Below are 15,092 nucleotides of genomic sequence, written 5' to 3' on the forward strand. Positions count from 1 at the left end.
TGGTTGGCCGGTGCGATTACCTCGGGGGTAATTGCCGGGCGTTCGCATCGAGGACACGCGCCGGGGCCGGAGCCCGTCCAGGCGTTCCACCTCTCCCGGCATGTGTGCCAAAACCCCCTGCGTTAGAGCACGCGCAGGACGCCGACCACCTTGCCGAGAATGCGCGCGTCGTCACCGGGGATCGGGGCGAAGGACGCGTTGCGCGGCATCAGCCACACCTGTCCGTCCTGCCGGTGCAGGACCTTGACGGTGGCCTCGTCCTCCAGGAGAGCGGCGACGATATCGCCGTGCTCGGCGGTGTCCTGCTTGCGGACGGTCACGATGTCACCGTCGCAGATCGCCGCGTCGATCATGCTGTCGCCGGACACGGTCAGGGCGAACAGCTCCCCCTCCCCGACCACCTGACGGGGCAGGAAGTAGACGTCCTCGACCATCTCGTCGGCGAGCAGGGGCGCGCCGGCCGCGATCCGTCCGACGAGCGGCACCTCGGCCGGCTTCGAGCTCCGGGCGGCGAGCTCGGGGGCCCAGGAAGGACGCACACGGTAGGCGCGGGGACGGTGCGGGTCGCGGTAGAGCACACCCTTGTGTTCCAGCGCGCCCAGTTGGTGGGACACCGAGCTGGTGCTGGAGAGCTCCACGGCCTGGCCGATCTCGCGCATCGACGGCGGGTAGCCCTGCCGGGCGACGGACTCGGTGATGTAGCGGACGATGGCCGCCTGGCGGGCCGTCAGCTCACCTTCGACGGCCTGTACGCCCGGAGGTCGTCCCCGGCGTACTGGCGTGCTGTTCTCCATCCCCCGGTCCCTCCGTACATGATCCTCGCGGAACCCGACCCTAACCCGCCTTCCCGTGCATGGGGAACGCCGGGATCGGAAACGCGGGCTGCCAGGACGCGGAAGGGACTTCTCGACACGGGGGCGTCCGGGCGTCGGCACGTCACCAGTGGGGTGTGGGGACGGTCGGCGAGTCGTCGTCGCCCTCGCGCACCGGGCGCGGAGGCTGGTCGAGGATCTCGCGCGCGGTGGCGCCGGCGCCACCGCCCCGGCGCCGCCGGGCACGCACCCGGTGGCCGAGTACGGTGAAGCGCTCGAAGAGCAGGATGAATGCGCCTTTGGCCGGTTTCACAGTGATTCCTTCCGAGGGGGTCTGGGAAACTCCATCGCACATCTGAACAATGGACACAGCAGCGGCTGCTGAGGTCTTGTGGCTGATGAGGGGGCTGGGTGGGCGGCATCGGTGAGGACGGCACGGTTCCGGGCCTGCGTACGGCGGCGGGGTGGCCGTCGCACGAAGCGCAGTTGTCCGAGGACGCCGTCCGGGTGTTCCGGTGGGTGAGCGACCAGGGATCGTGCGACGCGGGGACGCTGGGCGCGACGCTGGGGCTGCCGGAGAGCCGGGCGGACTCGGCGGTGACGACGCTGACCGAACTCCTGCTGCTGCGCCGCCTGCCCGGGGACCCCGACCAGTTCGTGGCGATGGCGCCGGACGCGGCCCTCGCCGCGCTGGTCGCGCCGCGGGAGGCGGGGTTGCGGCGGCAGCTCGCCGAGATCGATCGGCTGCGGGCCGAGCTTTCCCTCCTGGCGCCGTTCTATACGGAAGGCATGCGGCAGTGGCAGGGGCGGGCCCCGCTGACGGAGATCACGGACCTGAAGACCGTCGTGGGAATGATCACCGAGGCGACCATGCGGTGCCGGAAGGAGGTCCGTACCTGTCACCCCGGCGGCGGCCGCTCCCCGGCACTGCTGGAGCAGGCGTTCGTACAGGACCGCGACATGCTGCGCCGCGGCATACGGATGCGCACCCTGTACCAGCACACCGCCCGCTACCACCTGCCCACGCAGGAGTACGCGCGGCGGATGACCGACGAGGGCGCCGAGATCAGGACGCTGAGCGAACTCTTCGGCCGCATGGTCGCCTTCGACGGGGAGACGGTGTTCATCCCGCACCAGGACGACCTGGACGCGGCCATCGTCATCCAGGAGCCGTCCACGGTCTCCTATCTCTGCGCGACCTTCGATCACGCCTGGTCCCTGGCCGAGCCCTATCAACCGGCCTGGACGGAGAGTTCGGCGCGGGACGAGGTGAAACAGGCGATCGTCCGGCTGCTGGCCGAGGGCATGAAGGACGAGATGGTGGCCCGCCGGCTGGGGATGTCGCTGCGCACCTGCCGCAAGCACATCGCCGAGATCATGGAGCAGTTGGGCGCGGCCAGCCGCTTCCAGGCCGGATATCTGGCCCGTGTGCAGTCCTCCGGTCCGGCTTCGGCCACGACGGGCGGAGCGTGAGAACCCTGCCGGCGTGAGCCTCGGCCCACTGAGGGCCGGGCGACGCGCCGATACCGATACCGGTGCCGATACGGATGCCTGTACCTGTACCTGTGCCTGTGCCTGTGCCTGTGCCTGTGCCGATACGGATACCGGTGCCGGTCCCGGTGCCGGTCCCGGTCCCGGTGCCGGTGCCGGTGTGGAGCCGGCCTCACTCGCCACGACACTCCGGCCGCCCCAGCACGGCCGTGGCCACCGTCGTCGGCCTCCTGATCCCGCTCCCGGGACATCGCGGACTCGGCCCCGCGTCCCGACGCGTGATCCGGACGACAGGCCCTAGGGCGTGTCCGCAAAGTCGCGCCTGCCCGGCGACGCCTGGCACGCACTCTCGCCGCACCGGGCGAAGACCCAAGTACGTCCAGTACGAGGGTCTGCGCCCGGCACGCCGAGAGCACGCTCCCCCGAGCTCTCGGCTCCGCTCGAGCAGGGGGGACCCCCATGACGCCGCCGGGCCCGCCCTTCGGGCGGACGACGCGACTTTGCGGACACGCCCTAGCACCGCTCCCCCGACGCGGCTGCCTGCTCGCGCGCGAACAACAGGGTCAGCCAGGGCAGTTCGTAGCGCACCGTCTCCGGGGCCGCGGCCGTGTGCGCGGTCACCTCGGGCAGGGACGGCGGTGGCAGGACGCCGATGTCGATCAGTTCCTCCAGGGAGCGCTGCGCGTCCCGTCCGGCCTTGCCCAGAACGCGGGCGGCGGAGGGGAGAGTGAAGGAGACGTCCGGCAGTGCGGCCAGCGCGTGGAGGGAGTCACGGGCGGAAGCGGGCAGCCGGGCCCAGGCCCCGGCGAGACGGGCGCGGACCCCTAGGCCGCCGGACGCGAGTTCGTCCAGCGCCTCCAGAGGATGTTCGAGGCGGTCCGCGTACTGGCCGAGCGGCATGTGGCGCAGCACGGACAGGCGGTTTCCGGCCGCTCGCAGAGCGAACGGGAGGAACCCCGTGGCCGCGACGATACGTTCTGCCGCCGCGCGCTCGTCGGCCAGCCGGGGCCGCCCGACGATTCCCCCGAGCAGGTCCTGTGCCTCCTCGGGGGACAGCGGCGGGAGTTCCACCCGGTGCGCGCACTCCAGACAGGGCAACCGGCCGCGGGAGGTGACCAGGGCCGCTGAGCTGCCCGACGGCGGCAGCAGCGGGCCGAGGGCGGTGGCGTCGGGTGCGTCGTCCAGGAGCAGCAGGATCCGGCGCCCGGACAGCCAGGAGCGCCAGACGGTGGCGGCCTCCTCCCGGTCGGCGGGCAGCCGCTCGGTACAGCCGAGCGATCGGGCCAGCTCCGCCAGTACCGACGCCCAGGGGCGCGTCGAGCCGTCCTCGGCGCACAGCCGGGTGGCGACCACGCCGTCTGGGTAGTGCGCGGCGAGGCGGTGCGCGACGTGTACGGCGAAGGCCGACTTGCCGACGCCGACCGCGCCGGTGACGAGGACCGGGGGGCCGCCCCCGGTCTCCAACTGGGCCCGGACGGACTCCAGTTCCCCTGCGCGCCCGGTGAAGTCGGCGAGGTCCGGCGGGAGCAGCAGCCGTGACCCGGTGGGGCCGCCGCGCGGCCGGGGCGGGGCCATGTCGTCCAGGAGGGAGCGGTAGGCGCCGTGGAGCGCCGCGCCGGGTTCCAGGCCCAGTTCCCGGGACAGCCGCTGACGGCAGTCGTCGTAGGCGGCCAGCGCCTCCGTTCTGCGGCCCACCTCGTGCAGCGCGGTGAGCTGGGCGGCGCGCAGCCGCTCCCGCAGCGGGTGGCGGCTCACCATCTCGTCCACGGTGTCCGCGACCGGACCCGGGTCACCGATCTCCAGCTGCGCTTCCGCCCAGGCCTCGTAGACGGCCAGTCGCCGGGCGTGCTGCCGTTCGACGGCGGCGCGCAGCACGTCGGCCCGGGGTGCCAGGTCGCTGAAGGGGTCGTGCCGCCACAGGTCCAGCGCCTGGCGGTACGTACGGGCCGCGTGACTCGGCGCGCCCGCGCGCGCCTCGGTGTCGCCGCGCCGGGCGAGTTCGTCGAAGCGCAGGGTGTCGCATTCCTCCGCGGTGAGGTGCAGTACGTAGCCGCCGGGACCGTGGCTCAGCCGGCCGAGGTCGTCGGGGTCGAGCACGCGGCGCAGGACCGACACGTACGCCTGAAGGTTCTTGCGGGCCGTACGGGGCGGGTCGTCCGGCCAGAGGGCGTCGGTCAGTTCCTCCACCGACACCGGCGTGTTGGGGCGGGTGAGCAGGACCGCCAGGACGAGGCGCTGCTTCAGCGGTCCGAGCGCGAGCGGCAGACCGCCGCGGGAGGCCCGCAGCGGACCGAGGAGGGTCAGCCGTAAGGGGGCGGCTTCGGCTTCGCCGCCTATTTCAGCGGCCGACTCTCGCGGAATTCCGGGAGCCGATGCCATGCCGCGGCTTTCCGTGAGCGCTTCGGCCATCTCGCCCCCTCAGCCCCTTCCCCAGCCGGTGTCGTCGGAGGTCTGACAGGGGAAGGGAATTCTGTGCACGAAAGCCTCCGAGGAGCGGCAGGGGTGAGGGAATCCGCGAGGAGCCGTGAACCCTTCGGGAATTCGGTGGAATTCCTTCGGCCTTCACAGGATGCGCACGGGCCGGTTCCGGGGCCATGGACTCGAGGATGGCTCAAGGTGCATGCAGCAACACACCCGCCGGGATAAAGAGCAAACAAGCGCACAAATCCGCGCGAATCGACCGGCCGTGCCGCGGTCCGTCCCCACGGCCGGTCCGCCCCGCGCCGCGTACCGGCTCCGAACCGTCCGCCAACCACGACCGAACCGGTGCCCCGCACGCTGAGCCCGCACGTCCCGGTGGCCTACGGAGGTGACGAGATTGCGGCTGGCCGAGATCATCGAGCTACGTCCGGTGCCGGCGGCCGGGCTCCTCGCCACCCTCACCAGGCGCTGCCCGCTGAGCTGTGCCCACTGCTCCACCTCGTCGGGGCCGCGCGGCGAGGACACCCCGGCCGAGGCGCTGCGCCGCTTCGTCGGCGGCTTCGCCCCCGACGACCGTCCGGAGGTCCTCATGCTCACGGGGGGCGAGCCGCTGCTGCGGCCCGCGCTCGTGGCGGACCTCGCGGCGCTCGCGGCTGCGGCCGGAACGCGTACGTCGGTACTGAGCGGCATGTTCTTCGCCGCCGACGGCCGGGTCCCTGCCCGCATCCTGCGCTCCCTGCGGCACGTCGCCCACTTCTCGGCGAGCATCGACGTGTTCCACGAACGTGAAGTACCGCGCGCCGCGGTCTTTCGCGCGATGCACCGCATCAGGGAAAGCGGAATCGACGTGAGTTTCCACGTGGCGGGAACACCGGCGGACGACGCCTATCTCGCGGACATCACCGCGTCCATTCGTACGGAATTCCACGACCAGGCGGCCGTCCTGGTCAATCACATCCGGCCGGTGGGCCGGGCGGCGGGCTGGGCGTCCGCGCGAGCCGTCCGGTTCCGGGGCGCCGCGGAGGAGAGTTCCTCCGAGTCGCCCCCGGCACCGTGCGCGATGGCCGCCTGGCCGACCGTGGCCTTCGACGGCACCGTCGCGGCCTGCTGCAACCAGCGTGTGGTGGACGCCCGACCCGTCCCGGAACACCTGCGCCTGGGTCACATCGCACAGGACGACTGGGCCGCGATACGGCGCCGCTGCCAGGCCTCTCCCGTGCTGCGCACCATCCGTACCGCCGGAGTCGGATCGTGCGCGGACTGCCGGAGCCTGGCCCGGCGGCCCGCGGCCCTGGACGCGGCCGAACGGTCCGGTTCGCGCCCCGCGGCCGGGGCGATGGACGCGCTCGGCGCCCGGCTCCAGCACGACGCGGGGGCCGCCTCACTCCTGCGACGGTACGGAAGCGACCGCTACGCACCGCTCGTGCTGCTCGGCGGTCCCGGGAACGAGGAGGTGTCCGGGTGAGCCCGTCGGCCGTCACGAGCCTGCGACTCGAACTGTCCCTCGTACGGCCCGTGCTGTGGGCCGCCACCGCGCGCACGTGGCGGGCCGACTCCGGGCTCCCCGGCCGCTACCGGCGCTATCTGTGCGCCATGCACCAGGTGATCCGCGCCTCCGTTCCGCTCATGGAGCGGGCCGCCACCCGCTGCGAGGCACTGCCGCGGGACCCGGTGGCACGACCCCTCGCGCGGTACCTGCGGGCGCACGCCGAGGAGGAACGAGGCCACGACGACTGGCTGCTCACCGACGCCGCGGCGACCGGGACGCCGCCGGAGAAGCTGACCGGCACCGTGCCGCCGGCCCATGTGGCCGCCCTGGTGGGGGCCCAGTACTACTGGATCGAGCACAGTCATCCGGTGGCCCTGCTCGGCTACATCGCGGTACTGGAGGGCAACGCGCCCGCTCCCGGCCTGGCCGGCCTGCTGGCCCGCGAGACCGGGCTGCCGCCGGCCGCCTTCGAGACCGTACGCCTCCACGCGGACCTCGACGACGGACACAGCGCCGACCTGGACCGGCTGATCGAACGGCTGCCGCTGGACGCCGCACAGCGTTCCCTGGTCGCCGTCAGCGCGCTGCACACGGTCGCCTCCCTCGCCGAGCTGTTCGACCGCATCACCGCGGTACCAACCGAATGGGAGAGCACCGATGACTGACCCCGCACCCGATCGCGACCGCCTCCGCGCGCTGGAGGACGCCGGGTTCCCTCTGCACAGCCTCTCCCCCGAGCAGCGAGAGGTGCTCCAGGACCTCAGCGCACAGGAGCTGACCCTGCTGCTGGGCCTGAAGGAGCGACTGGACGCGGCCGAGCCGGAGGTGCAGGCGCACAGCGAGATCGCCGGCGGAGCGCTGTTCTGATGACGGGCGCGACGACCGGCGCCACGCGCGTGAAGTGCCCGCGGTGCCCCGAACCCCCGCCGGACGGCGCGGCGTTCTGCCCCCGGTGCGGAACCGCGTGCGTGGCCGCGGGCGACGCCACCGCGGCCGAGGAGCGCCGGGTGGTGACGGTGCTGTTCTGCGACCTCGTCGGGTCCACGGCCCTGTCCGGGCGGCTCGACCCGGAGACCCTGCGCACGGTGACTCTCCGGTACTTCGCGTTGATGCGGGCGCGGATCGAGGAGCACGGCGGCACAGTGGAGAAGTTCATCGGCGACGCGGTGATGGCGGTGTTCGGGGTGCCCGTGCGCCACGAGGACGACGCCCACCGGGCGCTCGCAGCGGCGCGTGGCATGGTCACCGGCCTCGACGGGCTCAACACTGAGCTGGAGCGCGAGCATGGCGTGCGGCTCGCCGTGCGCATCGGTGTGAACACCGGTGAAGTGGTCGTGAGCGTCGATCCCGCCGCCCGGCAGGCCCTCGTCTCCGGCGAGGTCGTCAACATCGGGGCCCGGCTCGAACAGCACGCCGGCGCGGGGGACATCCTGATCGGCCCCGCCACACTCGACGCCGCCGGTCCCTCGGCCGTCACCGAATCCGCCGGATCGCTGTCCCTCAAGGGCGTCGGAGTCCCCGTCCCGGCCCACCGCCTGGTCGCACTCCACGAGGACGACCCGGAGCGGGTACGCCGTTTCGACACCCCCTTCATCGGACGGGAGCAGGAACTGGCCGAACTCCGCCTGCTGTCGCGCAAGCTGGAGACGGACCCGCGTTCGCACCTGGTGACCGTCTACGGCGAGGCGGGCCTCGGCAAGACGCGCCTGCTGCGCGAGTGGCTGCGGGACGGCCCGGCGTACGGCGAGGGCCGATGCCGGCCCTACGGCGAGTCCGGCTCCCTGTCTCCGCTCGCCGAAGCGGTACGCCAGGTGCTCGCCGCCGTCGGCGAGGACACGGCCCTCGCCGCACTGCCGGCCCCCGAGCGGACGGAGGCGGAACAGGCGCTGCGCCTGCTGCGGACCGGTCTGCTCGCGGACGGCACGCCCAGCCCTTCGGCGGACGACACCCTCATGGCCCTGGCCTGCCTCCTGGACGCGCTGTCCCGTGAGCGGCCCGTGGTGCTGGTGCTGGACGACTGTCACTGGGCCACCGGGCCGCTGCTCGACCTGGCGGACCGGCTGCTGGACGAACTCGACCGCTCCCCCGTGGCCCTGGTGTGCGTCGCGCGTCCCGAGCTCCTGGAGACCCGTCCCGGCTGGGGCAGCGGGCGGATGCGGTCCGCGTCGCTGCTGCTCACACCACTCACCCGGGAGGAGGCGGCCGCACTCGCCGGGGAGCTGGTCGAGGTGGCGGCCCACCGGCAGGACGTGCTGGAGGGCGCGCTCGACCGCGCCGAGGGCAATCCGCTGTACCTGGAACATCTCACGGCGATGGCCGCCGAGTGCGACGACCTGCCGCTGACCGTGCACGCCCTGCTCGGCGCCCGCATCGACGCGCTGCCGCCCGAGGAGCGGACGCTGCTGCAGGTGGCCGCCGTCCTGGGAAGGGAGTTCCAGCGCGCCGACCTGACCGAACTGGCCACCGCCGAGGAGCCCGGAGACCCGGCTGAGTCCCCCGGCGGTCTGCTGCGCGGCCTCGTACGACGGCGGCTCATCGAGGCCGGTGGCCGCGCCCGGTCCACCAGCTCCGTCCTCCGGTTCGGGAGCGCGCTGGTGCAGGAGACCGCGTACCGCGGGATGGCCAAGAAGGTACGTGCCCGGCGCCACGAGCACGCCGCCCGGGTCCTCGTCCGCCACGACGCGGGCGATGCCGCCGTCGGCTCCCATCTGGCCCGCGCCCACCGTCTGCTCAGCGAACTGGGCATCCACGACGGCGACACCGACGCGTTGCGGACTCGCGCCGCCGCTCTGCTCACCCGGGCCGGCGCCGCCGCCCTGGCGCGCTCCGACCTGCCGTGGGCGGACGACCTGCTCACCCAGGCCCTGGACCTGGCCGCGCCCGGCGAGCCCGTCGCCCGCGCGGCCGCCCGCCGGCTCGGCGAGACGAAGGCCGCCCGCGGTGAGCCCGGGCGCGGCCGGGAACTGCTGGCGGACGCGCTCGACGCGGCGGACCGGGCCGGGGATCCACTGGACGCCGCCCATGCCCGGCTCGCGCTGACCGCGCTCGACCCCCGGCACGGTTCCGCGGCCGAGGTGGCGGAGGCCGCCCTCCCGCTGTTCGACCGGGCGGGCGACGACCAGGGCATCGCCCGTGCCTGTGTCCGTATCGCCCAGGACCGTCAGCGGCGCGGACTGCACGCCGAGGCCGAGGAATTGCTCCACCGGGCCCTGGAGCACGCCGACCGTGCCGACGCCGAACCCGAACGGGCGCTGGCGCTCGGCGCGGTCGGTATCTCCCTGTGGCGCGGACCCACCCCGGTCGGGCGCGCCGTCGAGCGCTGCGAGGAACTGCTGTCGGCCCACGGCGCCGGCCGGCCGACCGTGCGCGCCACGCTGGGCTGCCCGCTCGCCGTGCTCCTGGCGCTGCAGGGCCGGCACGAGGAGGCACACGAGCGGCTGACCGAGGCGGCACGACTGGCCCACGGCCTCGGCTACGCGGAGAGCGCGTTGTTCATCCCGCTGTTCGCCGCCGAGGTCGAGGCCTTGAGCGGTACACCGGCCCGTGGTCTGGCCCTGCTGGAGGAGGCTGAACGCGCGGGCCGCGAACTCGGCGCCACGGGCGCCCTGCCCGGCATCGCCCGGGAGCGGGCGCGGATCCTGCTGGACCGCGGAGAGCCGGCGCGGGCACTGGCCCTGCCGGACCCCGAGCGGTCCGCGCTGCCTCCGGCCGAATCCGCCGACGCCTACGGACTGCGGGCCCGTGCCCTGGCGCTCGCCGGTGAGCCGGACCTGGCGCGGGTCTGCGCGGGCCGGGCCGTCGCCGCGGCGGGCGAGACGGACTCCCCGGTCGTACGGGGCACCGCGGCCCTCGACCTCGCTCACACGCTGCGCGCACTCGGCCTGGCCGCGGACGCGGCGCGGGAAGCGCACACGGCACGGGAACACTTCGCCGCCAAGGGGCACCGGCCGGGCACGGACCGCGCGTCCGTGTTCGCCGACGAGACGACGGCCACGGTCCGGGGCGCGGAACGCCCGGCCGGACGGGAAGGCAGGACCGGATGACCACAGGAACGGCGGGAGGGCTCACCTGGAGCCTGCGTGACCGCTCCCCCGAGGACCTCACGATGCTCGCCGACACGGTGCCGGACCTGCCCGCCGATCCCTCGGCGTGGTCGGACGGCGCCGGGGTGCGGGTGTGCGTGGTCGACACCGGGGTGGAGTGCGGCCATCCCTCGGTAGGCACCGTCCAGGGCTCGTACGAGGTGTCGTCCGCCCCCGACGGGACCCTGCGTGTCGTCGGCAGCGGCCCGCTGGCCGACGGCGCCGGCGACGGCTGCGGGCACGGAACGGCGTGCGCCGGCATCGTCCGGCGCGTGGCACCGGACTGCGAGCTGTACAGCGTGCGGGTGCTGGGCGAGGGCTTCACCGGCACGGGCGAAGCCCTGCTCACCGGGTTGCGGTGGGCCGTCGACCAGGGTTTCGACGTGGTCAACCTCAGTCTGTCCACGACCCGTCCGAAGTTCCTCGAAACGCTGCGGGCCCTGGCCGACCAGGCGTTCTTCACCGGGACCACGCTCGTGGCATCCGCCCACAACACACCGGTGGAGAGCTTCCCCTGGCGGTTCTCGTCCGTCATCTCGGTCGGTACGCACCGCGAGGACGACTCCGGGCTCTTCCTCTACAACCCGGCGCCACCCGTGGAGTTCTTCGCACCGGGCCAGAACGTGCAGGTGGCCTGGACGGGCGGCAAGACGATCCGCACCACGGGCAACAGCTTCGCCACCCCCTTCATCAGCGGGATGTGCGCACGCCTGCTCGGCACGCACCCGAAGCTGACACCGTTCCAGATCAAACACGCGCTCTACCTCTCCGCCGCGAACGTGCGCATCGGCGAACCAGGAACCCGAGGTGAATCATGAGCCAGTCCCCCGGTCTCGTCCCCGCCCCAGGCGTGGACCCCGCGACACGCGCCGGCAGCGCGGAGCACGATCTGCTGCAGTCCGTCGTCGACACCGCGCGGGCCATCTTCGGCGCCGCGGCCAGTTCCGTCCTGCTGCACGACCGGGAGACCGACGAGCTGGTCTTCCAGGCCGTGGCCGGGGAGGGAGAGGAGTCTCTCGTGGGCTCGCGGTTCCCCGCCGGGCGGGGCCTGGCGGGCTGGGTGCTCGTCTCGGGTGAACCCATGATCGCGGACGACCTCCGGGAACAGAGCATGTTCGCCGAGGACGTCGCGAAGTCGACCGGGTACGTGCCGGACGCGCTGATGGCGGCGCCGCTCGCCCACCGCGACCGGGTGCTCGGCGTGCTCGAAGTACTCGACCCCGCCGAGCAGTCCCGTTCCAGCCTCTCCGAACTCGACCTCCTCGCGCTCTTCGCCCGGCAGGCCGCGGCGGCGCTCGCGGTCATCGCCGACCGGCGCCACGAGGAGACGCCGTCGGCCGTACGGGCCCGGGGCCTGGAACTGCTCGCCGCGCTGCGGGACGTACTGCTCGACGGAGTACCGCCCCAGGGGTCGCACGAGGGGTGAGGTGAGGCCGGGGGCTGCCGCGCCTTTGGGGCAGCCCCCGCCACACATTCCGACCGGAAGCCGGCCGACAGCCCCTGCGGAACAGCCTCAGGGAAATCAGTGTGCCGCCGATTCCACGGCGTCGGCGGCACGGGTTTCGCTCTTGCCCTCGGCGAGCAGGCCGCCGATCTCCTCGGCGCGCGCCCGCAGTCGGGGATCGCGCGCCGTCACCTCGACCGCGGCCCGCAGTTCCGCGGCGGAAGCACCCGGCTCCGGCAGCCTGCGGGCGACGCCGGCGCGCAGGCAGCCGGCGGCGAGGACCTGCTGCTCGGACCCGTTGGGGGCGACGAGGAGCGGCTTGCCGCGCAGGAGGGCGGCGAGTACGGGGGCGGAGGTCGCGTTCGTCAGTACGAGGTCGGCCCGGTCGACGAGCGGGCCCATCCAGGGGCGGCGGCCGACGATCAGGTCGGCGTCGGCGTCGGCCTCGGGCGCGCCCGACCGTCCCAGTTCCACGACGGCCCGGTAAGTACCCGAGGTGAAGGCCGCGTTGAGCCGCGGCCAGAGGGAAGCGCCGCCGAAGGTCCGGCCGAGATGGACGTAGGCCAGGGGTTTGGAATCCGGCAGCGGTTCGGTGGACGAAGGCTCCGGCTCCCACCAGCAGGGGCCGACATGCCGTACGGCCGGGGGGAGTTCGGCGCCGGCCGGTTCCAGAACGGGGTGGCCGCGCAGCAGGAAGGCGGTGCCGAGCAGCGGGGTGTCGGGGAAGCGGTCGTGCCGTGGGGCGAGGCCGGCCGCCTCTCGTACCGCTCGGTAGTGCTTCAGGGTCTCCGTGAGCCGCCACGCTCGGTCGTGCGCGTCCGCCGGCCCGGCACCGCCGTCGCGGTAGGGCCACAGGTGTGCCGCCAGTCCGAGCACCACGACCGGCAGGCCGGCGGCCTCGGCGGCCACGAGCGCGCCGTGGCAGAGCACGGAGGTGACCAGGACGTCGGGCCGCAACCGCCGCACCGCCCGCGCCACCTCGGTGTACTGCTCGGGGCCGCGGACCGTCCAATGGGTCACCGACAGGGCCCTGGCGTCGGTGACGGCGGACACCTCCAGGCCCGCAGCGGTCGCAGGCGGAGCGGCTCGCGGCCCGGCGAGGACGTGCACCGTATGGGCGCGGCGGCGCAGTTCGCGGCCGACCGCGAGGGCGGGGTACAGGTAGCCCGGGTCGTTGAGCGGGCACAGCAGCACGTTCATGTCAGCCGTCCCCCGGCAGTGGAAGGCCCAGATGGTGGGCGAAGAAGGCCATGACGTCCGCGTAGAGGCGGGCGCTGCGCGAGATGGCACGCGCTCCGTGTCCGACGCCGTGCTCGGTGCGCAGCACGACCGGCGCGTCACCGGTACCGGCCCATTGCAGGGCGGCGCACATCTTGCGTGCGTGCGCGGGGTCGACGCGTGTGTCGCCGTCGAAGACGGCCAGCAGCACGGCCGGGTAGCACGCGCCCTCACGGACCTGGTGGTAGGGCGAGTACGACAGGAGACGGGCGAACTCAGCGGGGTCCGCGGCGCTTCCGTACTCGTCGCGCCAGCTCGCCCCCATCCCCGACCGTTCGTAGCGCACCATGTCGAGCAGGGGTGCCGCGCAGACGACGGCGGCGTAGGTCTCCGGACGGCGGGTGAGCGCGGCGGCGGCCAGCAGGCCGCCGTTGGAGCTGCCGAGGACGCCTAGCCGGCCGGGCGCGGCCCATCCGTCACGGAGCAGCTGGTCCGCCGCGGCGTCGAAGTCGCCGAAGGTGTTGTGCTTGTGCTCGCGGCGCCCGGCCCGGTGCCACTCCTCCCCTTCTTCTCCCCCGCCTCGCACGCAGGCCACCGCGTACACGCCGCCCGAGCGCACCCAGGGCACGGCCTGTGGGGTGAAGCCGGGGGTCATCGAGGCGCCGAAGCCGCCGTAACCGGTGAGGACGGCGGGGCGGGGTCTGTCGGGGCGGCCCGTGGGGGACATCACGAACATGCGCACCTCGGTGCCGTCGCGGGAGCGCAGGACCTCCTGGGTGACGTGCACGCCCTCGACGGGGGCCACCGCCGGGGAGTGGCCGGGCCAGGGGCTCAGGCGTCCGGCGGCGGCGTCGTAGTGCAGGACGACGGTGGGTGTGATGTGGTCGGTGTACGCGAACCAGAGCTCGTGGCCGGGATTTTGACGTGCGGTCAGAGACGAGATCGTCCCTCGTCCGGGCAGGGGTACGGCGCCGGTCCGGGCGCCGGTCCGGGCGTCGTGCAGGGTCAACTCGCCGACGGCGTGCCGGGTTCGTACGACCGCCAGCAGGGTCCGGTCCAGCGCCGGGCCGTCCAGGACCGCGAAGTCCTGGAGTACGGTGCCGGGTTGCTCGGGGACCAGGGTGCGCCACCGGCGCGGATCCGTGGCGTCGCGAGGCGCTGCGGCGATCCGGCCGCGTGGGGCGCCGGCGGTGGTCCTCAGCAGCAGCGGTCCCCCGCCCGGCCTGAGGCGGACCGCGGTGTGGCCGTCGGCGCCGTGCCGGAGGCGGCGCAGTTCGGGCCGGTGGGGACCGGTCCCGGTCAGGTCGGCGGTCCAGAGATCGGTGCGCGGGGAGGTGCCCTCGCTGGCGCCGACGACCAGGAGCCGGCCGTCGGGGGCGGTGGCCACGGTGTAGTACTGGGTGTCCGACCGTCCGGCCCCGAAGATCTCCGCGTCCTGGTCGGCCGGTGTGCCGACCTGGTGCAGATACACGCGGCGTCGGGGTCCCGCCCCGCAGGCCGTGTGCCCGGACGGGAGGCGGCGTACGTAGTAGAAGGCCCGGGCGCCCGGCAGCCATGCCACGGGGGAACGTCGGACCCGGTCCACGGGCCCGTCGAGCGTCTCGCCCGTCGCCGTGTCGAGCACCCGCAGCACCGAGTGCTCCGTACCGCCCGAGGACAGCTGGACGGCGACGAGGTCGCCCTCCCAGGAGGGTTCCCAGGCGTCGAGGACCGTCGTACCGGACGGATCGGCGTCCAGCGGGTCGAGCAGGATCCGCGTCCGGCCGGCCTCGCGCACGGCCAGCGCGGCGAGTTCGCGCCCGGGTTCCCTGCGCAGATGGAACTCCCGCCCGCCGCGCGCCACCGGCGGACGGGCGCCTCCTGCGGCGAGCAGGGCGGTCATCCGCGCGAGCAACGCGTCCCGGGCCGGCCAGCGGGCCTCCTCCTCGGCGTGGAGCAGATCCTGGGCGGCGCACCACGCGGCGGTGGCGGGGTCCTGCGGATCCTCCAGCCAGCGGTAGGGGTCGGCCACCCGCACTCCGTGGATGATCTCCTCCGGTCCGCTGCGCGGGGCCGGCGGGTAGGTGTACGGGGCGGGCGCCGGCCTGGCGTCGCGGGGCGGGGACTGGGTCATCGCGGCGCTCCAGGGAGAACGG

Annotated in this window: 12 protein-coding genes; 7 read left to right on the plus strand and 5 right to left on the minus strand. The window is 73.9% G+C overall.

Annotated features, from left to right (window positions below; genetic code table 11):
- Positions 1 to 122 precede the first annotated feature (122 nt).
- On the minus strand, positions 123 to 794 hold the full coding sequence (lexA, locus tag OG485_RS02290; protein WP_328663912.1) for a transcriptional repressor LexA: 672 nt from the start codon (positions 792 to 794) through the stop codon (positions 123 to 125).
- 142 nt (positions 795 to 936) lie between these two features.
- The gene (locus OG485_RS02295; RefSeq protein WP_328457117.1) at positions 937 to 1,125 is read right to left on the minus strand and encodes a hypothetical protein; all 189 of its coding nucleotides are present in this window, start codon (positions 1,123 to 1,125) and stop codon (positions 937 to 939) included.
- 98 nt (positions 1,126 to 1,223) lie between these two features.
- On the opposite strand from OG485_RS02295, the gene OG485_RS02300 reads away from it, so the two are divergent.
- Positions 1,224 to 2,285 (plus strand): helix-turn-helix transcriptional regulator, encoded by a 1,062-nt coding sequence (locus OG485_RS02300; RefSeq protein WP_328663920.1) that lies wholly within the window; start codon positions 1,224 to 1,226, stop codon positions 2,283 to 2,285.
- 531 nt (positions 2,286 to 2,816) lie between these two features.
- On the opposite strand, the gene OG485_RS02305 is transcribed toward OG485_RS02300, so the two are convergent.
- Positions 2,817 to 4,712, minus strand: a complete 1,896-nt coding sequence (locus OG485_RS02305; protein WP_328663922.1) for an AfsR/SARP family transcriptional regulator — start codon at positions 4,710 to 4,712, stop codon at positions 2,817 to 2,819.
- 409 nt (positions 4,713 to 5,121) lie between these two features.
- Here OG485_RS02305 and OG485_RS02310 point away from each other — a divergent pair, with 409 nt between their 5' ends.
- From OG485_RS02310 to OG485_RS02335, 6 genes are all read left to right on the plus strand, one after another.
- Complete coding sequence (locus tag OG485_RS02310; RefSeq protein WP_328674218.1) at positions 5,122 to 6,189, plus strand: radical SAM/SPASM domain-containing protein; 1,068 nt, start codon at positions 5,122 to 5,124, stop codon at positions 6,187 to 6,189.
- Positions 6,186 to 6,878: an iron-containing redox enzyme family protein gene (locus OG485_RS02315; RefSeq protein ID WP_328663924.1), complete on the plus strand. Its 693-nt coding sequence runs from the start codon at positions 6,186 to 6,188 to the stop codon at positions 6,876 to 6,878. Before OG485_RS02310 ends, OG485_RS02315 begins: the two co-directional genes overlap by 4 nt.
- On the plus strand, positions 6,871 to 7,080 hold the full coding sequence (locus OG485_RS02320; RefSeq protein ID WP_037623557.1) for an aroma-sacti cluster domain-containing protein: 210 nt from the start codon (positions 6,871 to 6,873) through the stop codon (positions 7,078 to 7,080). The genes OG485_RS02315 and OG485_RS02320 overlap by 8 nt, the downstream gene beginning before the upstream one ends.
- Positions 7,081 to 7,181: 101 nt before the next feature.
- Entirely contained in the window at positions 7,182 to 10,256 is a 3,075-nt protein-coding gene (locus tag OG485_RS02325) for an AAA family ATPase (RefSeq protein WP_328663927.1), read from the plus strand.
- Complete coding sequence (locus OG485_RS02330) at positions 10,253 to 11,113, plus strand: S8 family peptidase (RefSeq protein WP_328663929.1); 861 nt, start codon at positions 10,253 to 10,255, stop codon at positions 11,111 to 11,113. Before OG485_RS02325 ends, OG485_RS02330 begins: the two co-directional genes overlap by 4 nt.
- Complete coding sequence (locus tag OG485_RS02335) at positions 11,110 to 11,721, plus strand: GAF domain-containing protein (protein WP_328663931.1); 612 nt, start codon at positions 11,110 to 11,112, stop codon at positions 11,719 to 11,721. The genes OG485_RS02330 and OG485_RS02335 overlap by 4 nt, the downstream gene beginning before the upstream one ends.
- 96 nt (positions 11,722 to 11,817) lie before the next feature.
- Here OG485_RS02335 and OG485_RS02340 read toward each other — a convergent pair whose 3' ends face one another.
- Together OG485_RS02340 and OG485_RS02345 are read right to left on the minus strand one after the other, a co-directional pair.
- Positions 11,818 to 12,939, minus strand: coding sequence for a glycosyltransferase (locus OG485_RS02340; protein ID WP_328663933.1), 1,122 nt, complete (start codon positions 12,937 to 12,939; stop codon positions 11,818 to 11,820).
- Position 12,940: 1 nt separating this feature from the next.
- Positions 12,941 to 15,070, minus strand: a complete 2,130-nt coding sequence (locus OG485_RS02345) for a prolyl oligopeptidase family serine peptidase (protein WP_328663935.1) — start codon at positions 15,068 to 15,070, stop codon at positions 12,941 to 12,943.
- Positions 15,071 to 15,092: the final 22 nt, after the last annotated feature.

This window comes from Streptomyces sp. NBC_00328, assembly GCF_036139655.1.
Classification (GTDB): domain Bacteria; phylum Actinomycetota; class Actinomycetes; order Streptomycetales; family Streptomycetaceae; genus Streptomyces.

What these genes read in the sequence shown, in the direction of transcription:
- lexA (WP_328663912.1), bottom strand. Translation starts at nt 794, where the DNA reads ATGGAGAACAGCACGCCAGTACGCCGGGGACGACCTCCGGGCGTACAG.
- OG485_RS02305 (WP_328663922.1), bottom strand. Translation starts at nt 4,712, where the DNA reads ATGGCCGAAGCGCTCACGGAAAGCCGCGGCATGGCATCGGCTCCCGGA.
- OG485_RS02320 (WP_037623557.1), top strand. Translation starts at nt 6,871, where the DNA reads ATGACTGACCCCGCACCCGATCGCGACCGCCTCCGCGCGCTGGAGGAC.
- OG485_RS02330 (WP_328663929.1), top strand. Translation starts at nt 10,253, where the DNA reads ATGACCACAGGAACGGCGGGAGGGCTCACCTGGAGCCTGCGTGACCGC.
- OG485_RS02335 (WP_328663931.1), top strand. Translation starts at nt 11,110, where the DNA reads ATGAGCCAGTCCCCCGGTCTCGTCCCCGCCCCAGGCGTGGACCCCGCG.
- OG485_RS02340 (WP_328663933.1), bottom strand. Translation starts at nt 12,939, where the DNA reads ATGAACGTGCTGCTGTGCCCGCTCAACGACCCGGGCTACCTGTACCCC.
- OG485_RS02345 (WP_328663935.1), bottom strand. Translation starts at nt 15,070, where the DNA reads ATGACCCAGTCCCCGCCCCGCGACGCCAGGCCGGCGCCCGCCCCGTAC.